The organism is Devosia sp. CN2-171, from assembly GCF_049354815.1.
Classification (GTDB): domain Bacteria; phylum Pseudomonadota; class Alphaproteobacteria; order Rhizobiales; family Devosiaceae; genus Devosia_A.
In genome coordinates this window covers 3,425,705-3,443,141 of the sequence record NZ_CP186479.1, presented here as the reverse complement: position 1 = coordinate 3,443,141, position 17,437 = coordinate 3,425,705, and the positions used below count along the sequence as shown (strand labels likewise).

At 61.2% G+C, this 17,437-nt stretch carries 14 protein-coding genes and 1 pseudogene; 3 read left to right on the top strand and 12 right to left on the bottom strand.

Features of this window, described 5'->3' with window-relative positions; genetic code table 11:
* Nucleotides 1-10: 10 nt before the first annotated feature.
* Nucleotides 11-1,643: pseudogene (locus ACOYW5_RS17085) on the bottom strand (MFS transporter).
* Nucleotides 1,644-1,668: 25 nt separating this feature from the next.
* Entirely contained in the window at nucleotides 1,669-3,261 is a 1,593-nt protein-coding gene (locus ACOYW5_RS17080) for a class I adenylate-forming enzyme family protein (protein ID WP_423066093.1), read from the bottom strand.
* Nucleotides 3,262-3,545: 284 nt separating this feature from the next.
* On the opposite strand from ACOYW5_RS17080, the gene ACOYW5_RS17075 reads away from it, so the two are divergent.
* Nucleotides 3,546-4,475, top strand: coding sequence for a LysR family transcriptional regulator (locus ACOYW5_RS17075; RefSeq protein WP_423066092.1), 930 nt, complete (start codon nucleotides 3,546-3,548; stop codon nucleotides 4,473-4,475).
* Between the two features lie 57 nt (nucleotides 4,476-4,532).
* Here ACOYW5_RS17075 and ACOYW5_RS17070 read toward each other — a convergent pair whose 3' ends face one another.
* From ACOYW5_RS17070 to ACOYW5_RS17025, 10 genes are all read right to left on the bottom strand, one after another.
* A complete protein-coding gene (locus tag ACOYW5_RS17070) occupies nucleotides 4,533-5,315 on the bottom strand; it encodes an SDR family oxidoreductase (RefSeq protein WP_423066091.1) in 783 nt (260 codons plus the stop codon).
* Between the two features lie 31 nt (nucleotides 5,316-5,346).
* Nucleotides 5,347-6,456, bottom strand: coding sequence for a CapA family protein (locus ACOYW5_RS17065; protein ID WP_423066090.1), 1,110 nt, complete (start codon nucleotides 6,454-6,456; stop codon nucleotides 5,347-5,349).
* A 206-nt stretch (nucleotides 6,457-6,662) separates the two neighbouring features.
* Nucleotides 6,663-7,607, bottom strand: a complete 945-nt coding sequence (locus ACOYW5_RS17060; RefSeq protein WP_423066089.1) for a sugar ABC transporter substrate-binding protein — start codon at nucleotides 7,605-7,607, stop codon at nucleotides 6,663-6,665.
* A 393-nt stretch (nucleotides 7,608-8,000) separates the two neighbouring features.
* Nucleotides 8,001-8,393, bottom strand: a complete 393-nt coding sequence (locus ACOYW5_RS17055; RefSeq protein ID WP_423066088.1) for a Zn-ribbon domain-containing OB-fold protein — start codon at nucleotides 8,391-8,393, stop codon at nucleotides 8,001-8,003.
* A 1-nt stretch (nucleotide 8,394) separates the two neighbouring features.
* Nucleotides 8,395-9,567, bottom strand: a complete 1,173-nt coding sequence (locus ACOYW5_RS17050; protein ID WP_423066087.1) for a thiolase domain-containing protein — start codon at nucleotides 9,565-9,567, stop codon at nucleotides 8,395-8,397.
* The gene (locus ACOYW5_RS17045; protein WP_423066086.1) at nucleotides 9,564-10,655 is read right to left on the bottom strand and encodes an amidohydrolase family protein; all 1,092 of its coding nucleotides are present in this window, start codon (nucleotides 10,653-10,655) and stop codon (nucleotides 9,564-9,566) included. Before ACOYW5_RS17045 ends, ACOYW5_RS17050 begins: the two co-directional genes overlap by 4 nt.
* The gene (locus ACOYW5_RS17040) at nucleotides 10,652-11,188 is read right to left on the bottom strand and encodes a carboxymuconolactone decarboxylase family protein (RefSeq protein WP_423066085.1); all 537 of its coding nucleotides are present in this window, start codon (nucleotides 11,186-11,188) and stop codon (nucleotides 10,652-10,654) included. The genes ACOYW5_RS17045 and ACOYW5_RS17040 overlap by 4 nt, the downstream gene beginning before the upstream one ends.
* A gap of 62 nt (nucleotides 11,189-11,250) precedes the next feature.
* Nucleotides 11,251-12,069 carry an SDR family NAD(P)-dependent oxidoreductase gene (locus tag ACOYW5_RS17035; protein WP_423066084.1) on the bottom strand — a complete coding sequence of 273 codons (819 nt, stop codon included), beginning with the start codon at nucleotides 12,067-12,069 and terminating at the stop codon, nucleotides 11,251-11,253.
* A 72-nt stretch (nucleotides 12,070-12,141) separates the two neighbouring features.
* Entirely contained in the window at nucleotides 12,142-13,920 is a 1,779-nt protein-coding gene (locus ACOYW5_RS17030) for a flavin-containing monooxygenase (RefSeq protein ID WP_423066083.1), read from the bottom strand.
* A gap of 186 nt (nucleotides 13,921-14,106) precedes the next feature.
* On the bottom strand, nucleotides 14,107-14,760 hold the full coding sequence (locus tag ACOYW5_RS17025) for a GntR family transcriptional regulator (protein WP_423066082.1): 654 nt from the start codon (nucleotides 14,758-14,760) through the stop codon (nucleotides 14,107-14,109).
* Nucleotides 14,761-14,933: 173 nt separating this feature from the next.
* On the opposite strand from ACOYW5_RS17025, the gene tcuA reads away from it, so the two are divergent.
* Both tcuA and tcuB read left to right on the top strand, forming a co-directional pair.
* Nucleotides 14,934-16,331, top strand: a complete 1,398-nt coding sequence (gene tcuA / locus ACOYW5_RS17020; protein ID WP_423066081.1) for an FAD-dependent tricarballylate dehydrogenase TcuA — start codon at nucleotides 14,934-14,936, stop codon at nucleotides 16,329-16,331.
* On the top strand, nucleotides 16,321-17,433 hold the full coding sequence (tcuB, locus tag ACOYW5_RS17015) for a tricarballylate utilization 4Fe-4S protein TcuB (RefSeq protein ID WP_423066080.1): 1,113 nt from the start codon (nucleotides 16,321-16,323) through the stop codon (nucleotides 17,431-17,433). The genes tcuA and tcuB overlap by 11 nt, the downstream gene beginning before the upstream one ends.
* Nucleotides 17,434-17,437: the final 4 nt, after the last annotated feature.

Here is a 17,437-nt window from a genome sequence, read left to right as displayed (position 1 = left end):
AGCTTGTGGACTAATGCAGATCGGTAGGAGCGCCTGAACCACGATCCTCGTTATGCCAGTCGACCGGCCGTTCGATCATCCGATGCATCCGCGGCAGTTCGCCGCCGGCGTGCAGACCGCGGATACGGTCGGCAATGTCCGCATCCGCGAAGGTCACTCTGTGATTGTAGCGCACGTAGTCGAGCCAGGTTGGAAAGGCATAGAACTCCATCCAAAGCTGCGGATTCTCAAGGTCGCGCGTGAGACTCCAACGTCGCGCGCCGTTCCGGCGACGTGTCCTTCTCCGCTCAGCCATGGCGTGAAGAAACGCGGGGATGTTCTCTTCGCCAACTAGGTACTCGACCAGGATCTTGATCGGACCGCTGCGAGGCACGATGTCCAGTTCGACCTTCGGTTCCTGCCAGCGATTGGCCGGGTCCAGATTTGGAGACGACAGCTCCGGCAGCGCCAGTCTGCCGAGACCAAGCAACGCCCCGGCTACCATAGCAACCGCTCCAGCCGCGAGAGTGGCCTGGGAGCCGAATTGCGCCGCCACGACGCCCCACACCCAGGCCCCCAGCGCCTGTCCGCCGAAAGAAGCCATGTGGTAGAGCGATAAAGTTCTGCCCACGACCCAACGTGGTGTCGACAGCTGCACTCCGATGTTGAAGGTTGTGAGAGCGATGACCCACCAGGCGCCACCCACCAGAAGAGCAGCCGCCGTCAGTGCGGCCCAGGGACTCGCAGCGAGAGTTAGCGCGCAAATCGCGAAGCCCGCGAACGCAGCACGTACCAACCATTCGATCGACATAAGGCGGCGGAGCTTGCTGCTTATCAGGGCGCCGCCGACGCCGCCAATGCCGAAGCTGCCAAAGAGTATGCCGTAGAGCAGCGCGTCACCCCCTAGCTGGTCACGCGTGACAAGCGGCAAAAGTGCTAACACTGGAAATAACGCATAGTCCGAAGACAAAGGCTCGCAGCAAGATAACCTGCAGATGTGGGGACATCGCCACATATCGGAGTCCCCCGCCGATTGCCGGAACCAATCCCTCCCTTGGCAGTGGGCTTAAACGTGCCGGAGACTTCCACCGCCAAAGCACAACGATCAGCCCGAGGTAACTGGCAGCGTTCACCATAAAGGCGGCCAGTACTCCAAACGCCGCTATGATTGCACCACCCAGGGCAGGACCTATGCCACGTGTGATATTGAAACCCATGCCATTGAGCGCCACTGCGGCTGGGAGATCAGCCTTCGGCACCATGTCGGCGAATGACGCCTGCCAGGACGGCGTGTGGAGCGCGGTGCCGCAACCCAACAGGAACGTGAACCCCAGCAATGTCCACGGTGTCAGCAGGCCCAGGTACCCCGTTGCCAGCAGCAGCAGAGACGTAGCAAGCATGGAAATCTGGGCGGCTAGCATCACCTTCCGGCGATCGAAACTATCCGCTATTGCGCCGGAAACCGTAGAGAACAGCACAATCGGTGCGGCGGCAGCCGCCGGTACCAAAGTGACCAAGTCGGCCGAACGAGTGATTGTCGCCATCATCCAAGCCGCACCGACCGCCTGGACGAGCGCACCAAGCGTCGCCCCCAGGTTGGCTGACCAGAAAACCCTGAAGGTCGGACTGCGAAGTGGAGCTAGAGCCTCCCGAACCTCCTTCATGGCGACAATTCTCACTCGCGCCCTGTTAGGAGGCGCCCTCCAAGTCAGTTGCCCTCTGGCGCAGTGTCTGGTCCGCCCGCAGAGCCGCTTTAGCCACTTTGTGCGTCGCGGTGTGCGGAAGCTCGTTTAGGAACAAGACAAAGCGTGGAACCTTCATCGGCGCGAGACGCTCCCTGCACCAGTCCGCAATGTCTGCCGCGTCCAATACGACACCGGTCTTGCACACCACGGCGACGAGAATCTCGTCTTCGCCCAGCTCAGCCGGGACCGCAACGGCGGCAGCCTCATAGACCCCGGGGTGCTCGCCGATGACACGGTCGAGCTCAGCTCCAGAGATGTTCTCGCCGCGCCGGCGAATGATGTCCTTCTTGCGCGAAACGAAGAAGAAATATCCATCACTGTCGCGCCGGACGAGGTCGCCGGTCGTAAACCACCCATCCCGATAGACGGCACTCGTTTGCTCTGGATCGCGGAAGTAGCCCTGCATCAGCGTTGGCGACTTCAGCCAGAGCTCCCCGACCTCACCATTCGGCACGTCCTTGCCGTCATCGTCTGTCACCCGAGCCGCAGTCCAGGGGCGTGAGCTATCGGGATGGGTGCCGAGGATGCCGATGCTGCCCGCCTTGAAGGGCCCATCGAGTGGATTGCAGATTACTCCCGGGCACTCCGTCATGCCAAAACCGGTGACGAGCTTGGGGATGTGGAAGTCCTCACGGAACGTCTGGGCGAAGGCCTCGCGCACGCCGTAGACCACCCGCAACTTGTGGTCCGGTCGGAACTCGTCGCGCGACCGCTTCTGCAGGATGTTGCCGATCGCTTCGATGATGTTGACCTGCGTCGCCTGCGTCGCAACCACATCGTTCCAGAAGTTGCTGGCGGAAAAGCGTGGCAGAACCACCCCATCGGCGCCCGCCGCAAAGATCGACCCCAGCGAGTAGAACAGGGCGTTCACGTGAAAGAACGGGAGCACGATCAGCACCCGGTCCTCCGGCTGAAGCCCAGTGCGGCCAGCCGCGAGTTCGGCGCATCGCACGTAATTGGCCTGACTATGCATCACCCCTTTAGGCAGCCCGGTGGTGCCCGAAGTGTAGATGATGAGACAGGTGTCCTCGGGCGCGCCGGCTGAGAGTGTACCGCTAACACCCGAGGCAGCGCTCCAGAAGTCATCTACATCCTGGCTAGCGCCGTCCAACTGCATGACCCAAGGACGAAGGGCGGTCTCAGCCAGCGCCTGCTGCACAACAATAAGTGTGGCTCCGGATCCAATGACCCCACAGACACCGGCGTGGTTCAGGATATACGTCAGCTCGGCCGCTCCGAAGCTTGGGTTCAGCGGGACCATGATGGCCCCGACCCGAGCGAGCGCAAACAGCAGGATGGCGTGAGCATCGCTGTTGGGGGCAACGATAGCTACGCGATCGCCCCTCACCACGCCGCGCCGTTCGAGCAGGGCAGTTACCCGCGAGACTTCCTGGCCGAAGCTGCGCCAAGTGTACTCGCGCTCACCAAAGGCGAGCAGCCTCCGCTCCGGATCAAGCGTAGTTCTGCTGGCTAGCAGGCCGGCGAGCGTGTCGCCATGCGACGGATAAAGATTGAGAACGTCCAACGGTTTTAGCACGACCCCTCCCTTGAGATTGCAGGAGGGCGAGAACCTTGAGTTCAGATGTCCTCCAGTACCGCGACCGCTTTGCGGACGTCGGGCGAACGCCTCACGATTGCCGCGTGGCCGTTTCAACGCATTCTAGTCCGCGTCGGAGGGTGGTCAATTCTTCGTTGGCCTCTATTATTGCACTTCACGCAAAGCATATTGCCGTATTGCGCATCTGTCCGCCCGATCGGCGGGTGGATTGCCAGCGGCAGGTCCAGATTGTTACATCTGACGCAACAAATGAGGAGGGTGCAATGGACGAGTTGGGCAGCATCAAAGCGTTCATCGATGTCATTGAATGCGGGAGCTTCTCTGCGGCCGCGCGGCGACGGAACTCCACGGTAAGTTCGGTGGCTCGGCAGGTGAAAGCGCTCGAAGATGAATTGGGGGTACGGCTGCTGAACCGTACCACGCGCCGCAACTCCATTACTGAAGCGGGGGAGAATTTCTACGAGCGAGCGCGCGGCCTGGTCGCAGATCTGCGGTCGGCAAAGCAGGAGGCCTCCTCTTTCCAGACCACAGCTAAAGGTTTGTTGCGCGTCTGTTTGCGAGTGTCGACCAGCCGAGTGATCCTGCCGGCGCTACCGACCTTTCTGGAGAGCCATCCCGGGATCGTGCTTGACGTTACCCTTAGCGACGAACGTCTCGATCTGGTCGCCAACAAGATCGACGTAGCGGTGTGGCTTGGGCACCTTGAGGACTCTCGCCTCGTTGCACGCGCGCTGACCCCAAGCCGACGAATGCTCTGCGCAAGTCCGGAATATCTCGAAAAGCATGGCGTCCCGAGTACCCCCCAAAGCATCTCCGAGCACAATTGCATCGTCTATCAAGGCACGATCTACCAAGAGTATTGGCGCTTCAAAAAGGACGACGAACAGATCGATGTGACAGTGCACGGCAACCTGCGAACCAACTCCAGTCCTGTCCTTGTTTCAGCTGCACTGTCGGGCTTGGGACTCGTGGTGCTCCAAGAATATACCGTGCGGTCAGCCCTCGCGGAGGGGAGGCTGGTGCGGGTCTTACCCGACTACGAAGTTAGTCCCACCGAGGTTGAAACTGGCGTCTACGCAGTCTATCCGCACGCACGCGGTGTCACTCGCAAAACCCGAGTATTCATCGACTTTCTCGTCGATCTGTTCCGCTCCCGGAATCAAGAGCCGGTGCCGACCAGCCCCCCGAGCTGAACGGATACGCACTCCACAGGCCGGCTAATCTCCGGTCGTTCCTTTGCGACGAGAGCACTACCGATGCAGTGCATAAGTGACCATGCCGCCATCCACCCGCAAAGATTCGCCGGTCACGAACCCAGCGGGAACGGAAGCGAGAAATGCAACGACACTGCACAACTCCTGGTGCGTCCCGAAGCGTCCAAGAGCGCTCATCCCCCTGCGCTTGGTACTCTCCTCTGCAGAGTAGGCCACCGTCCCCTCGCGATGGGACGAGTCTATGAGGGCGGGGGCCACACAGTTGACGGTGATCCCGTCCCGTCCCAGCTCGCTGGCAAGGTGCTTCATATACGCCTCAACACCGGCACGGAACACTGTTGAAAGAGCGTGGTGAGGCATCGGAAGATGCACGGAGGCGGAGGTGATCGCGATCATCCTGCCCCAATTGCCGCGCCTCATCATCGGGGCGGCGCGTTGCGTTATGGCGACCACGCCCGAAAGCAGTGTCTCATAAGAAAGGTCCCAACGCACCTTGTCGTCCTCCTTTACCGCATCTCGCAAGGGCGAGGGCGGGCGCCCGGTGTTGAGGACAGCAATGTCGAGCCGACCGAATGTTTCCTCGATTGAAGAAAAGAGCCGATCGATATCAGACGCGTCGAGCATGCTACCGGTCACTGGCAACGTGCGTACGCCGCACTCGTGAGCCAGAGAGCCGGCTATGCGTGCAATCTTTTCTGCCGACCGCGCGAACAGCACGATGTCGGCACCTTCATTCGCAAGTGCACGGGCGGCGTTCATGCCGATACCGCCGCTCGAAGCAGTGACAAGGGCCACCTTTCCCTTGAGGCCGAGATCCATCGTTTTGCGCCTCCCCGCTCGACCGTGACCGCTACCCGGTTACGACGACTTCATCATCCACAACGGTGAAACGGTGCGGAAGATCGACCGACGCCCATTCGATATACCTGAGTACTTCGTCGAAACGTGGGTCCTTCGCAGATAGAGCCTCAGGACGATAGGCTTCGTCGAAGTAGATCGGCAGAAAGGACACTCGCTGCACACCCTTTTCGTTGAATATGCCCCTCGCAAGGAGTGCGAAGCGGCTATCCCGACCATAGGGCATCATTGGGTAGCTCGGATCCAGATCGGTGTGGTTGCGCACTGCACCATGTGCCCAGGCCGGCTCCAACCAGGAGGGGGCCGGGAAAGACTTCGTCATGGCAAAAACGCCAATGCTGTAGAAGATCGCCTTGCCCCTATAGACCTCAACACCCTTCGGGATATGCGGCGCATGGCAGACCACAAGGTCAACTCCGGCATCGATCAATGCGTGCGACACGGTCACCTGATAATCCGAAATGACCCGCGGTAAGCGAATGACTCCCGAATGGAAGGCGACGACCAAGCTATCGACCGACGATCGAATGGTGCGGACAGTCTCGATCAGCCTGGTCAGGTCGTCTGGCTCGGGTTCGGTGAGAACACGAACCGGGGCATGCGCGCCGCGATGCTCGTAACCAGTGCGGATGCGCACACTGAATATTCCAGGCTTATCAATCGTGGCAGCGCTGCCGTCCTTACCTACGGAGGTGACGCCCAAATACGCGATACGGAGCCCCTCCTTTTCGAGGATGACTGGTCGGGTCGCTTCTGCGAGATCGCGGCCAGCTCCCGTCACCTGGATACCGCGACCTCGGAACAGATCTGCTGTGTCAACCAGCGCCTCCGGCCCGCTATCGTAAGCATGGTTGTTTGCCATCGTCACGCCGTCGAAGCGGGCCGCGGTGTACAAGTCCGCCATGTGAACGGGCTGCGACACTTGCGGTGCGTCGGCTGCGATGCGCGCGCGCGACGAATATGTTCGCATGCAATTGACCAGCCGAAAGTCGGCGGCACTAAGCGTTGGCGCGATGCGCTCAATGAAGTGGCTCGGACCGAAAGTCTGGTCAGGGTCGTAGGCCGGGCCGCAATCTCCCCCTACAATAATACTCACACCCACGCATCGCTCCTTAGATTCACGGGCCACAGCGCCGAGGCTCACGGCTGTCGGTGTTGGACCGGCTGCGGTCCCGTTGCTACGCGCTGCCCTGCAGTCGAGCAACGCTCATGCGGACCCCAGCGCGCAAGCAAAAAAGCCCGCAAGGCGGGCGTCGGTGAAGATGCGCCGCGAACAACTGGAGAATGTTCGCGGCGCCAGTCGACAAGTTACCAGGGAGGACACTCGTCAATGTTGTCTTTCGACACCGCGATGTTCGGATAGCTTAGGAACTGGCCCTTCTTGGCGTTGGCCTTGTTCGTGACAGCCTCATAGAGGACGTCAAACGTCATCTCACCGAGCAGCTTGGGCTGGTTGCAGACCGAACCGTCGAGATCACCGCTGGCTACAGCGGCGAGGCCGGCTGTCGAGCCACCGGCGGAGTCGATCAGCAGCGCATTCGAGCCCAGCGCAGAGAGGGCATGGGCGCACCCAATCGCCATCTGGTCGGCATGGCTGTAGATAAGGTCCACATCGGGATTTGCGGTGAGGATGTTCTGGCAAAGCGCCTCACCGGTTTCCGGTGTCCAGTCGGTCGGCTGCGATGCCACGATTTCGAACTGGATGCCGGCCGCCTTGAGTGCTTCCTCAAAGCCATCCTGGCGCTGCTTGACCACCGCGAAGCCCGGTGCGCCCTCAAGGACGGCGATCTTGACCACGCGATCCTTGGGAAGCTGTTCGGCCGCAAAGCGACCGGCCACACGACCGCCTTCCACGTCGTCGGTCGTCGCAAGGGCGGTCAGCTCCGGATAGACGTAGTCCGGCGGATTGACGTTTGGATCGCCCACCGGCACCGCCGTAGCGGCGATCGGAATACCGGCGGCTGCGACCTTGTCGACCAAGGCCTGAACAGCCACAGAGTCGTTGGGCATAAAGCCGATGGCGGCAACGCCTTGCTGCAGCAGGTCGTCGATCTGGTTCGCCTGTGTCTCAAGGCTCATCTTGGAGTCGAGAATAACGACATCGACCCCTTTGGTTGCGGCCTTTTCCTTGAAGCCGTCCGTCAGGGCGACATTGTATGGAAAGGCCATGTTGTTCGGGATGTAGCCGAACACCAATTTGTCTTGGGCAACAGATGCCCCGCCCGCGAGCGCCATTGCGGCGACCAGCGGCATCAAAAAGGTCCGATGCATAGATTTCCTCCTCATGATTCCAGCGAAGCCAGCCATTTCCTTCTGGGCCGGCCGCAAGCAGGATCGGTACGACTTCAACGCCCACCGTCGGCACCTTCTCGCCAGACGCTAAGACAGATGAGTTGAATGCTGTCCCCTCCCGGCCGCCGCAGTCGCTTTTCCCTGCGATGGCACTAGATGATCCTACCCGCCACCCTCCCCTCTAGGTACGACCGACAGGCGCAAATAACCTTTGCGCCTCGTGCGAAAGTCGTGCCCGCAAGCCGTCCGGGGCCCTTCTGTCGGTGAGCTTGTTGAGCCTTAGGTTGAGAACGGGACCGAACCGGAGTTGGATGCCCACTGGCGTCGCCAAACTCGGTCGGGTCGTCAGCTGTCCTAGCGCAGGGTCGTTCCCGCGGGGCGGAACACGGGCACTTGGCACTCTGGTTCGTCGCCGCGGGGGATGAAGGCGACCTCGACCATGTCGCCGATGCGCAAGGCTTTTGGGTCGTCCGTGAGTATGTGGGTCAGCATTCGCGGCCCCTCGTCGAGCTCGACGTAGGCGATCACCGTTTCGGTCCGCCGGAACAAGGTATGCGCATAAATGCGGCCAGTGCCCGAACTCGACACCCACTCAATCTCGGTTGACGAGCAGAATGGACAAGCGGCCCTCGGGTACCAGTGGTACCTGCCGCAGCTCACGCATTGCGGCAATACCAACCGACCCTGGGCGGTTGCGTCCCAGAACACCTGGCTGTGAAAACCCGTCCCGTCCGCGCTGTCACCCATCTCAGCCCTCTCGCTCGAGGACGAGGGTGGCACTGGCGTGCCGGGTCGCGAGATGCCCACCGGTCCCGTGAACCAGCGCGAGGTCGCAGCCAGGTACTTGTACCTGCGGATTGGCCTCCCCCCTCAGCTGACGCACCGCTTCAACCATCCGCGTCATCCCCCCGCGATTGGCGGGATGATTGTTGCAAAGGCCGCCTCCGTCAGTGTTAACAGCCAGGCGCCCGACATTGGCAATGAGGTTACCGTCCGACACAAAGCGGCCACCCTGGCCCTTCTCGCAGAAGCCAAGGTCCTCAAGTTGGACGATCACAGTAATCGTGAAGCTGTCGTAGAGCGAGGCATACCGGATATCTGCTGGTGTCACGCCTGCCGCCGCAAAAGCGAACCGACCGGACTGCGCAGCACCAGAATAGGTGAGGTCGATATACCCGGCCTCCTGGTGCTTGAGGGCAAGCCCCGCGCCACGAAGGCGAACGGCGGGCCGGCTGAGCGATGCCGCAATTTCGGGTCGGGCGAGAACGACGGCGCCACCGCCGTCGGTGATTACGCAGCAGTCCAGCCTGTGAAGCGGATCGGAGATCAGCGGTGAGGCGAGTACCTCATCGACCGTGACGACGTTGCGCAGAACCGCATGCGGATTGTGCTGGGCATGGTGGGACGCTGCGACCTTAACCCACGCCAACTGTTCGCTGGTCGTGCCGAACTCATAGAAGTGACGCGCGGCAACCAGCGCGTAGTTGGAGATGTTGGCGACGCGATAGGGCAGTTCCCATTCGTTGTCGGGAGCGGAACCGTCCTTGACGATCTTCGTGGTGCCAGTGGTGATGCCTTCCGACTTTGGTCGCCCGCCTTGGGTGATGAGCGCGACATTGCACCACCCCATAGAAATGGCGGCAGCAGCTTGCGCCACCTGGGCCACCATTGAGCTGCCACCGACGTCCGTGGACTCGAAATAGCGCAGCTTGAGGTTCAGGTAGTTCGCCATGGACAATACGCCGCCTGGCGCGTCGCCGGAACAGAAGAAGCCATCAACCTCGGCTCGCGTCAGGCCTGCGTCCGCCAGGGCACCGTCGGCGGCCTCGGCATGCAGCTGCGCTACCGTCTTGTCTGGTGCCAGACGCGCGGGATGCTCATATGCGCCGACAATCTGGCCCCAGCCGTCGGATTGCGTCATCGGCCGGCCCCGCCTGGGGGAGGCTCGTCCACTGACCGATCAAGATTGAGCTTCAGACGATAGAAGTCATTTGCCGAGCGCCAGAACAGGTCGTCTTTCTGGCTCGCGTCCAGCGCTCCTGCCAGTCGCTTCATGGCGTTCCAACCGATGTTGTAGGCGTAACTGCCCTTGTCCATAGGGAAGTTGCTCTCGAACATACAGCGCGAAGTCCCGAAAGCATCGACGACGGTTTCAAAGTATGGACGCCACGCGTCGGCGAGAAGCGTCGAGTTTGGTGCCGCCGGCAGCTTATCAAAATCAAGTCCCGCGAGACTGGTGCCCAGCCCGCCTAGCTTGACCATCACATTGGGACATTGCGCAAGTTCGCGAATACCCCTCGACCAGAGACGGAAGACCTCTTCCCGCTTGCCCGCGTAGTTGCCGATCCCGGCGATCCCGCCGTAGTGATCGACCACGATGCGCGTCTCTGGAAAGTCCCTCGCCAGACGGGCCAGCCTCCGAAGCTGGTGAAACAGGAGCCAGGCATCAAAACTCAGACCCAGCGGTGCGAGCTGGGCGAAACCAGCGCGGAAGTCGGCGCTGTCGAGCATGTCTTCCGTCGGCTGGTAAGCGGCGTTGACCAGCAGCGGGTCGGCGTCCCAGAATGCAATATGGCGCACACCGCGGAAGCGTCCTGCCGCTCCGCCGGCGGCGGCAAGATGCGCCTCGAGGATCGGGCGCGCAGCATCGCCCAACCTCAGGTCGGCAAACCCAACGATACCGGCGGCGACCCGCACCGAACCATATCGTCCGCTGACCGACATTGCCGCTACACCATTGGCAAACTCGGTTTCACCAACTGCCCGCATTTCTTCGGGCCCATCGGTGCGCAGCATCGCACGCCCCTGAACGTATACCGTGGCACGAATATCGTGAGCGGTGTCGAGATCGCTGAGTAGGTCTTCAAACAGGTAGCGCCAACCCGGCCGATCGAACAAATGATGATGGGCATCGACAATGGGCTGGCCGGGATCCAGCGCGGCCTCAGTAGTCTTTGCCAGCCAGTCTGGCCGGACCGCGATATGCGTTCTCTGGCCCGATCCACTCATTGGTGGGCAAAGTCCGGATCTGCCAGTTCCGGAGCATTGTTTGTCGGCAACCCCAGCTCGAAGGCGTTAACAGTCAGAGCCACGAAACAATAGTAGCCGACGATCGCGACCAGTTCGACCACCCCCCGTTCCCCCAGCACCTGAACAGCCCGAGCATAGACTACAGCTGGAAGGCGATGATCGTTGAGGAGAAGGTTGGCGACCTCGAACACGATCCGTAGACGATCCTCGTCAAAGCTCGGAACCGATCGAGCAGCGATCGCGGCAACCATGCTCTCGTCGAGACCAGCTTCGAGGCCGTACCGCTTGTGTGAGGTCCACACTTGGTGAGCGGTAAAGTGCCTGGCGGCAACCAGGGTAGCGAGCTCGACTTCGGCGCGATCCAATGTCGTGTCGTATCGCAGAACTTCACCCAGTCGTTGCCCGCGCCTCGCCAGTTCCGGGTTCCTCAACCAGGCGACCATCGGCGAGGGAACCTTGCCGCGGGGGCCAGCAACGACCTCGGCGACGGCGGTGCGTTGATCGTCCGTCATCGCATCACCTGATGGAAGGGAAAGTCTGGGCATCGCTTTGGTACTGCCTAGGATTGCTGAGCCTATCGCGCCGCCGTCAATCCGCCGTCGACGATGAGATGAGTGGCCGTTATGTACTTCGCCTCGTCGCTGGCAAGAAAGACCGTAGCGTTTGCGATGTCCCAGGCGTCTCCCATGCGCCCCATCGGTACGCTCGCATTGCGCTTGGCGATGAACGCTGCCGGATCGTCAACACCGAGTTGTTTGATCAAACGATTTTCGACGAGTGGAGTGTGCATCGTCCCCGGAATGACGACATTCACGCGGATACCCTTTCTCACGTACGCGATGGCCGTCGAGCGCGTGAACGCGATGATGCCGGCCTTTGCCGTCGCGTACGCGACGTGCACGCGGCCACCCACCGCAGAACTTAAGCCGGCCACGCTCGCCATGTTGACGATCGACCCGCCCACACCGTCGGCCTCGAACTGACGTTCCATCACCGGTAGAACGTGCTTACAACCCATGAATGCGGTCTTGAGGTTCAGGTTGAGCTGTTTGTCCCAGGCCTCCTCGGTCATCGAGACCGGATCGCCCGGAGCACTACCGCCAACATTGTTGACCAGGATGTCGATGCGGCCGAAGCGGGCAAGGCAGTCCTCGACTGCCCCCTGTACGTCGCCGCTGTTGGTCATGTCGCAGAGCCGCGATGCCCAGTTCACGTGGCCTTCGCCGGCCATAACGTCAGCTGTCCCTTTTAGGGCATCAGCACTGATATCCACGCCAAAAACGCTGGCCCCTTGCCGGGCAAGAAGGACGGCGATCGCCTTGCCATTTCCCCAACCATCACCAACCGATCCGGCTCCGGTGACGAAGGCAACCTTTCCCTTGAAGTCGAGCATACATCCCCCTGTCGCGCTTCTCTTTCGCGCTTGTCGTGCGAGTGGCCGAGACGATAAGGCACCGCGCCGTGGTTAGTCGGCGACGAGGCCTTCCTCGCGGGCCTTGATCTGCAAAGCCAGAGGCTTGGAGTTGATGCGACACTGTGCGAGGCCGCCACCCATGAACCACAGCCCCTTCTGCGGCGTCGGCCGGTACATGTTGTTCATCTCGCCGTCCTCAGCGATGCCCCAGATCGGTCCAACCCGATCTGCGATGTCGTCGCCAAGCAGCCTGCGCACCAATTCCTGAGGCGAATGGTACCCGGTGGCCGTCACGATCAGGTCGGCCTTTTCGATGCGACCATCTTTCATCAGGGCACCCTCTTCGACGAACCGTTCAATGTCATCGTACTGCAGCAGACCGATCGCGCCCTCGATGATGAGGTCTGAACACCCAACGTTCAGATAGTATCCGCCGCCGCGGCGGCGAAGTCTCATCTGGTGGCCCGTCCCATCTTCACCCTGGTCATGCTTGAAGCCACGAGCCGTCAGCCCGGCGTGCAGCTTTTTGTCCAGTTCGACCATTTTCCGGACGTTGCCCTGATAGGTCTTGATCAGCAGCGGATAGGTGTTTGCAGCGGCGATGATGTCGCTGTCCTCGAGAGGAAAATCCTCCTGATAGAGCGCGTGGTTGATGTGCGCCGCTTCCAAGCTCGTCACAATTGTTGATCCACGCTGGATCAGCGACACAGTAGCTCCGCGGCTGTGAAGATCCTGGGCCACATCGTGTCCGCTCGCACCAGTGCCGATCACCAGGGCCCGCTTGCCCTTCCACTTCGCGCCGTCGTCGTAGTGGTGCGTGTGGAGAACTGTGCCCTTGAAGTCGTCGATGCCGGGGAACTTTGAATAGCGTGGGATGCCATTGACGCCGTTGGCGAAGATCAGGTGACGCGGCTTTAGCATCCGCTCGCTGCCGTCCTTGCGGCGAACCGTTGCGTGCCACACGCCCTCTTCGTCATCGTAGTGACCGCCGACAAGCTCGGTGCCGGTCCAGACGTTGAGCTCCATAGCTTTCGCATAGGTCTCAAACCACAGGCCGATCATGTCCTTGGAGAGAAAGCTCGGCCAGTTGGGCGGAAACGGGATGTAAGGAAGGTGATTGCGCGGCGTCTCGTTATGCAGATTCAGCGCGTGATATCTGTTGCGCCAGACATCACCGACATTGTCGGTCCTCTCAACGATGAGCGTATCGACGCCGAGCAGCCGCAGGTTTGCCGATACCGTCAGTCCTGCCTGTCCAGCACCAACCACCACGACCGTCGGTTCGCGGCCTTCGTAGGCCTGCTCTTCGCGCCGGTCGTCAGTCCAGTTGTTGGCGGCAAAGTTTCTCGTGTAGCCAGACCCGGTGCGGCGCCGTTTCCTGATTGGCTCCTCAAAGCCTTTCAGCTCATCCAGCGTAGTCAGCAAGACCCAGGCCTTTTGCGGTTCCGCCACTGGGAGTCTCAGTAGACCGGATGCGCGCCCCTTGTCGGTCTCGAAACTGAAGATCGCTTCAATGACCTCCATACCAGCTCTGCTGGCACGCCTGGGCGGCGTCCTGGTCTCCGCAATCCTGAAATTGCCCGCCTTGATTTCGGGTTGTCGTGCAAGCAGATGTTCCACGATGGCTGACTTGCCAAGGAACTGCCGGACCGACCAGGTGAACGCTACCAAGTCTCGCCAATGGCACTCGTCCACAAAAAGTGCGGAGAGAGCGTCCCCGTCGCAGCTCCGCATCGCGTGCTCGAAACCGGCTAGCCAGTTCTCGACGTGCCCGGCTTCGGTCACACCCGACCGGTCCGCCTGTTCATTTGTGAGAACCATTGTGTCCATTGAAAGCGGCCTCCATGCGCGGCGGCCTTCCCATGCCGGCCACGCCCATCCCTTTTTTTCTGGGTCTGAGCGTAGTGACACGAGATGGGGAGGGGTATGCCTGACGGCGCGAAATATTATGGCGTGAGACGCAACAATGGCGTCTGAGGTCGTGGGCCGCGGCAGGTCCATATCCGTCCGAGGCGCCTATTTGCTTCGGTCGTGAATCAGCTTGAGCCGCACAGTCAGGGACTCCGCTATGTGCCGCCGCGCCAGCTCGGCAGCGACGTCGGCGTTCCGCGCCGCAATGGCTTCTATCAGCGCCACATGCTCTTCAACAGCCTTGGGAAGGCGCGCCTGGTCGGTGAACGTCGTGGTGGGCAACAGCGCGATCGTTTCGTGCAGGTCCTCCACAGCGGCGCGGAGATAGCGGTTGCGCGCCGCGTCGTAGAGCGCGGCATGGAAGGATCGGTTGCGCCTTGCAGCCTCACGGGCTAGCTGGGAAATCGCAAACTGCTCGTTGAGGTTGCGTAGATTGGCGATCTCATAACTTGTCGCATGTTGGGCTGCGAACCGGGCAACCAGCGCCTCAAGTTCGCCACGCATCGCATAGAGCTCGAAAAGTTGCTCCATGCTGAGTGTCGAAACGGCAAGGCCCCTGCCCTGCGCCGCCTGCAGAAGTCCTTTTTCCTGCAGTCGCCCCATGGCCTCGCGCACCGGGGTTCGGCTCATTCCAAGTCGCTTGGCAACTTCCTCTTCCCGGATGGGCTCGCCTGGCGCGTAAACACCATCGCGGATGAACTCGAGGATGGCGTGATAGGCGCTGTGTGCCAGCATGGTACGCGCCGCTGTTTCCGCCATGCCGTGGTTGCCTCCCAGTCCATTCAAGGCCTGCGCCAGCCAGCGGTAGCGATGCTGCTGAGCGAGGGGAACTCCCGAGTCGAGCGAGCCACACGATATCCACCGTTGCCAATATCTGCATACCATTGTATACAAACGAATGCAAAGAGACCCGAACGGGCAATGGGGAAGGGATGGCCGAGGATCTGACCGGTACTAACTGGGACGTGATCGTGGTTGGAGGAGGCAATGCCGCACTCTGCGCCACGATCGAGGCCGCTGAGACAGGCGCGCGAGTTCTCCTGCTTGAGGGGGCACCCAAACCCTATCGGGGCGGCAACTCGCGACATACACGCAACTTCCGCTGCATGCATCGGGGGCCGATGTCGGTCCTGACAGGCAAGTACGAGGAAGACGAATACCTCAACGATCTAATGCTCGTAACCAAGGGCAAGACCGACGAGCATCTCGCCCGCCTCGCGATTCGAACTTCCGAGAGCTGTCTGCCGTGGATGCAGAAGCACGGAGTGGTGTTTCAGCCTTCCCTGTCCGGCACACTGTCTCTGTCTCGCACCAACGCCTTCTTCCTCGGCGGCGGGAAGGCCTTGGTCAATGCGTACTACAACACGGCGGCAGAACTCGGCGCGACCATAGTTTACGAGGCCAAGGTCACACAAATTATCATCAGCCAGGACACGTTCGAAGCTGTACGCGTGGTCATCGGCGAGACTGAGACCGAGATCCGAGGGAAATCGGTGGTGCTTGCATCGGGCGGATTCCAGGCCGATCTCGAGTGGCTCGCACGAGCATGGGGGCCGGCAGCCCGCAACTTCCTCATTCGCGGCACCCCGTACAATCGCGGGGAAGTGCTGCGCTACATGATCGATGCCGGTGCCGAGACCGTTGGCGATCCCACCCAGTGCCATGCGGTCGCCATCGACGGTCGAGCACCTAAATACGACGGCGGCATCGTCACGCGGCTCGACTGTGTGCCGTTCTCCGTTGTGGTGAACAACGGTGGAGAGCGGTTCTACAATGAGGGCGAGGATGTCTGGCCCAAGCGTTATGCGATCTGGGGCCGCCTTGTTGCCGCTCAGCCCGATCAGGTGGCTTTCGCACTCATCGATAGCAAGAGCACCGATCTCTTCATGCCATCTGTCTTCCCGGCAGTCTCGGCGAACACCATCGGAGAACTAGCCGACGAACTGGGGCTGCCGCGGTCTGCGGTAGAGCGCACCGTCACGGAGTTCAACTCGGCCTGCCGACCAGGCACGTTCCACCCCACCGAGTTGGATGGCGTCGCTACCGAAGGACTCTCGCCACCAAAGACCAACTGGGCGCGACCGCTCGATGCTCCGCCGTACTACGGCTATGCGCTACGCCCAGGCGTCACCTTCACTTACCTCGGTCTCAAGGTCGACGACACGTCCCGTGTCACCGGGGTCAACGGTCTCTACCGCAACGTCTGGGCTGCCGGCGAGATCATGGCGGGCTCGATCCTGGGTGAGGGATATCTGGCCGGCTTCGGCATGACCATTGGAACCGTGTTCGGACGCACTGCCGGCAAGGAGGCCGCCGCCTATGTCAACTGATGAAACCTTCGAAGAAACGGACCTCCGGGTTCTCATGGGCAGCAGCGACGCCACCGCCGAAGCACGACGGCAGCTCGAGATCTGCAACGCGTGCCGCTATTGCGAGGGCTACTGCTCAGTGTTCCCTGCGATGACCCTGCACCGCGCCTTCGCAGACGGCGAGATCACACAGCTGGCCAACCTCTGCCACAACTGCCGCGGGTGCTTCTACGCCTGCCAGTACACTGAACCGCATGAGTTCAAGATCAACCTGCCGCAGGCGCTGGCCGAAGTGCGCGTCGAAAGCTGGGAGAATTTCATATTTCCCAGCCGGGTTGCACATCTCTTCCAGAAGAATGGTGTCGTCCTGGCCGCCGCTCTGCTAACCGCACTTAGCATCATCTTCGCAGTTGCTTATGCCATTCGCCCTGAAGGGGGCGTCGGCTTCTATGCTGTGATCTCCCATGCGGTCATGGCCAGCATCTTCACCGGCGCCACCTTCCTGCCGGCCGGCATCGTAGCCGCAGGCCTCTGGCGCTACTGGCGTCATGTCGGCGGTGAGAGGGTCCGGCTCGCCGACCTTCGCCAGGCATTCGTCGACGCCGCCAAGCTGAAGAACCTTTCCGGCGGAGCTGCCGACGGCTGCAACTACGAACAGGAAGACCGCTTTACCCAGGCCCGGCGCTATGCCCATCAGGCGGTGATGTACGGGTTCCTGCTGTGCTTTGCTTCAACAGCCTCCGGCACGCTGCTACACTATGGTTTCGGCCTCGAGGCGCCATACGGGCCGCTCTCCCTTCCCAAGCTGTTCGGCGTCCCTGGTGGCATTCTCCTGACGCTGGGCGGCATAGCCCTGATCGCCCTGAAGACGCGGGCCGATAAGGCATTAGGTGCTCCCGCTGCCTGGGGCGCGGAAATGGCTTTCGTGGTGTTGCTGACCCTGGCTGGCGCGACCGGCTTGGCGCTCTACTGGACGACCGGCACGCCGTTGGTCCGGCCAATACTGACCACCCATCTAGGTTCGGTGCTCGCCCTGTTTCTGACCCTGCCGTACACCAAGATGGTTCACATCTTCTTCCGTCTGGCGGCCTTGGTGCGAGACGCCCAGACGCGGCGGAACTGAGGCG

Bases quoted from the DNA above. Each gene is read 5' to 3' on its own strand.
- ACOYW5_RS17040 (WP_423066085.1), bottom strand. From the start codon at position 11,188: ATGACGGACGATCAACGCACCGCCGTCGCCGAGGTCGTTGCTGGCCCC.
- ACOYW5_RS17060 (WP_423066089.1), bottom strand. From the start codon at position 7,607: ATGCCGCTGGTCGCCGCAATGGCGCTCGCGGGCGGGGCATCTGTTGCC.
- ACOYW5_RS17035 (WP_423066084.1), bottom strand. From the start codon at position 12,069: ATGCTCGACTTCAAGGGAAAGGTTGCCTTCGTCACCGGAGCCGGATCG.
- ACOYW5_RS17050 (WP_423066087.1), bottom strand. From the start codon at position 9,567: ATGACGCAATCCGACGGCTGGGGCCAGATTGTCGGCGCATATGAGCAT.
- ACOYW5_RS17030 (WP_423066083.1), bottom strand. From the start codon at position 13,920: ATGGACACAATGGTTCTCACAAATGAACAGGCGGACCGGTCGGGTGTG.
- tcuB (WP_423066080.1), top strand. From the start codon at position 16,321: ATGTCAACTGATGAAACCTTCGAAGAAACGGACCTCCGGGTTCTCATG.
- ACOYW5_RS17055 (WP_423066088.1), bottom strand. From the start codon at position 8,393: ATGGGTGACAGCGCGGACGGGACGGGTTTTCACAGCCAGGTGTTCTGG.
- ACOYW5_RS17070 (WP_423066091.1), bottom strand. From the start codon at position 5,315: ATGGATCTCGGCCTCAAGGGAAAGGTGGCCCTTGTCACTGCTTCGAGC.
- ACOYW5_RS17045 (WP_423066086.1), bottom strand. From the start codon at position 10,655: ATGAGTGGATCGGGCCAGAGAACGCATATCGCGGTCCGGCCAGACTGG.
- tcuA (WP_423066081.1), top strand. From the start codon at position 14,934: ATGGCCGAGGATCTGACCGGTACTAACTGGGACGTGATCGTGGTTGGA.
- ACOYW5_RS17025 (WP_423066082.1), bottom strand. From the start codon at position 14,760: ATGGCGGAAACAGCGGCGCGTACCATGCTGGCACACAGCGCCTATCAC.
- ACOYW5_RS17075 (WP_423066092.1), top strand. From the start codon at position 3,546: ATGGACGAGTTGGGCAGCATCAAAGCGTTCATCGATGTCATTGAATGC.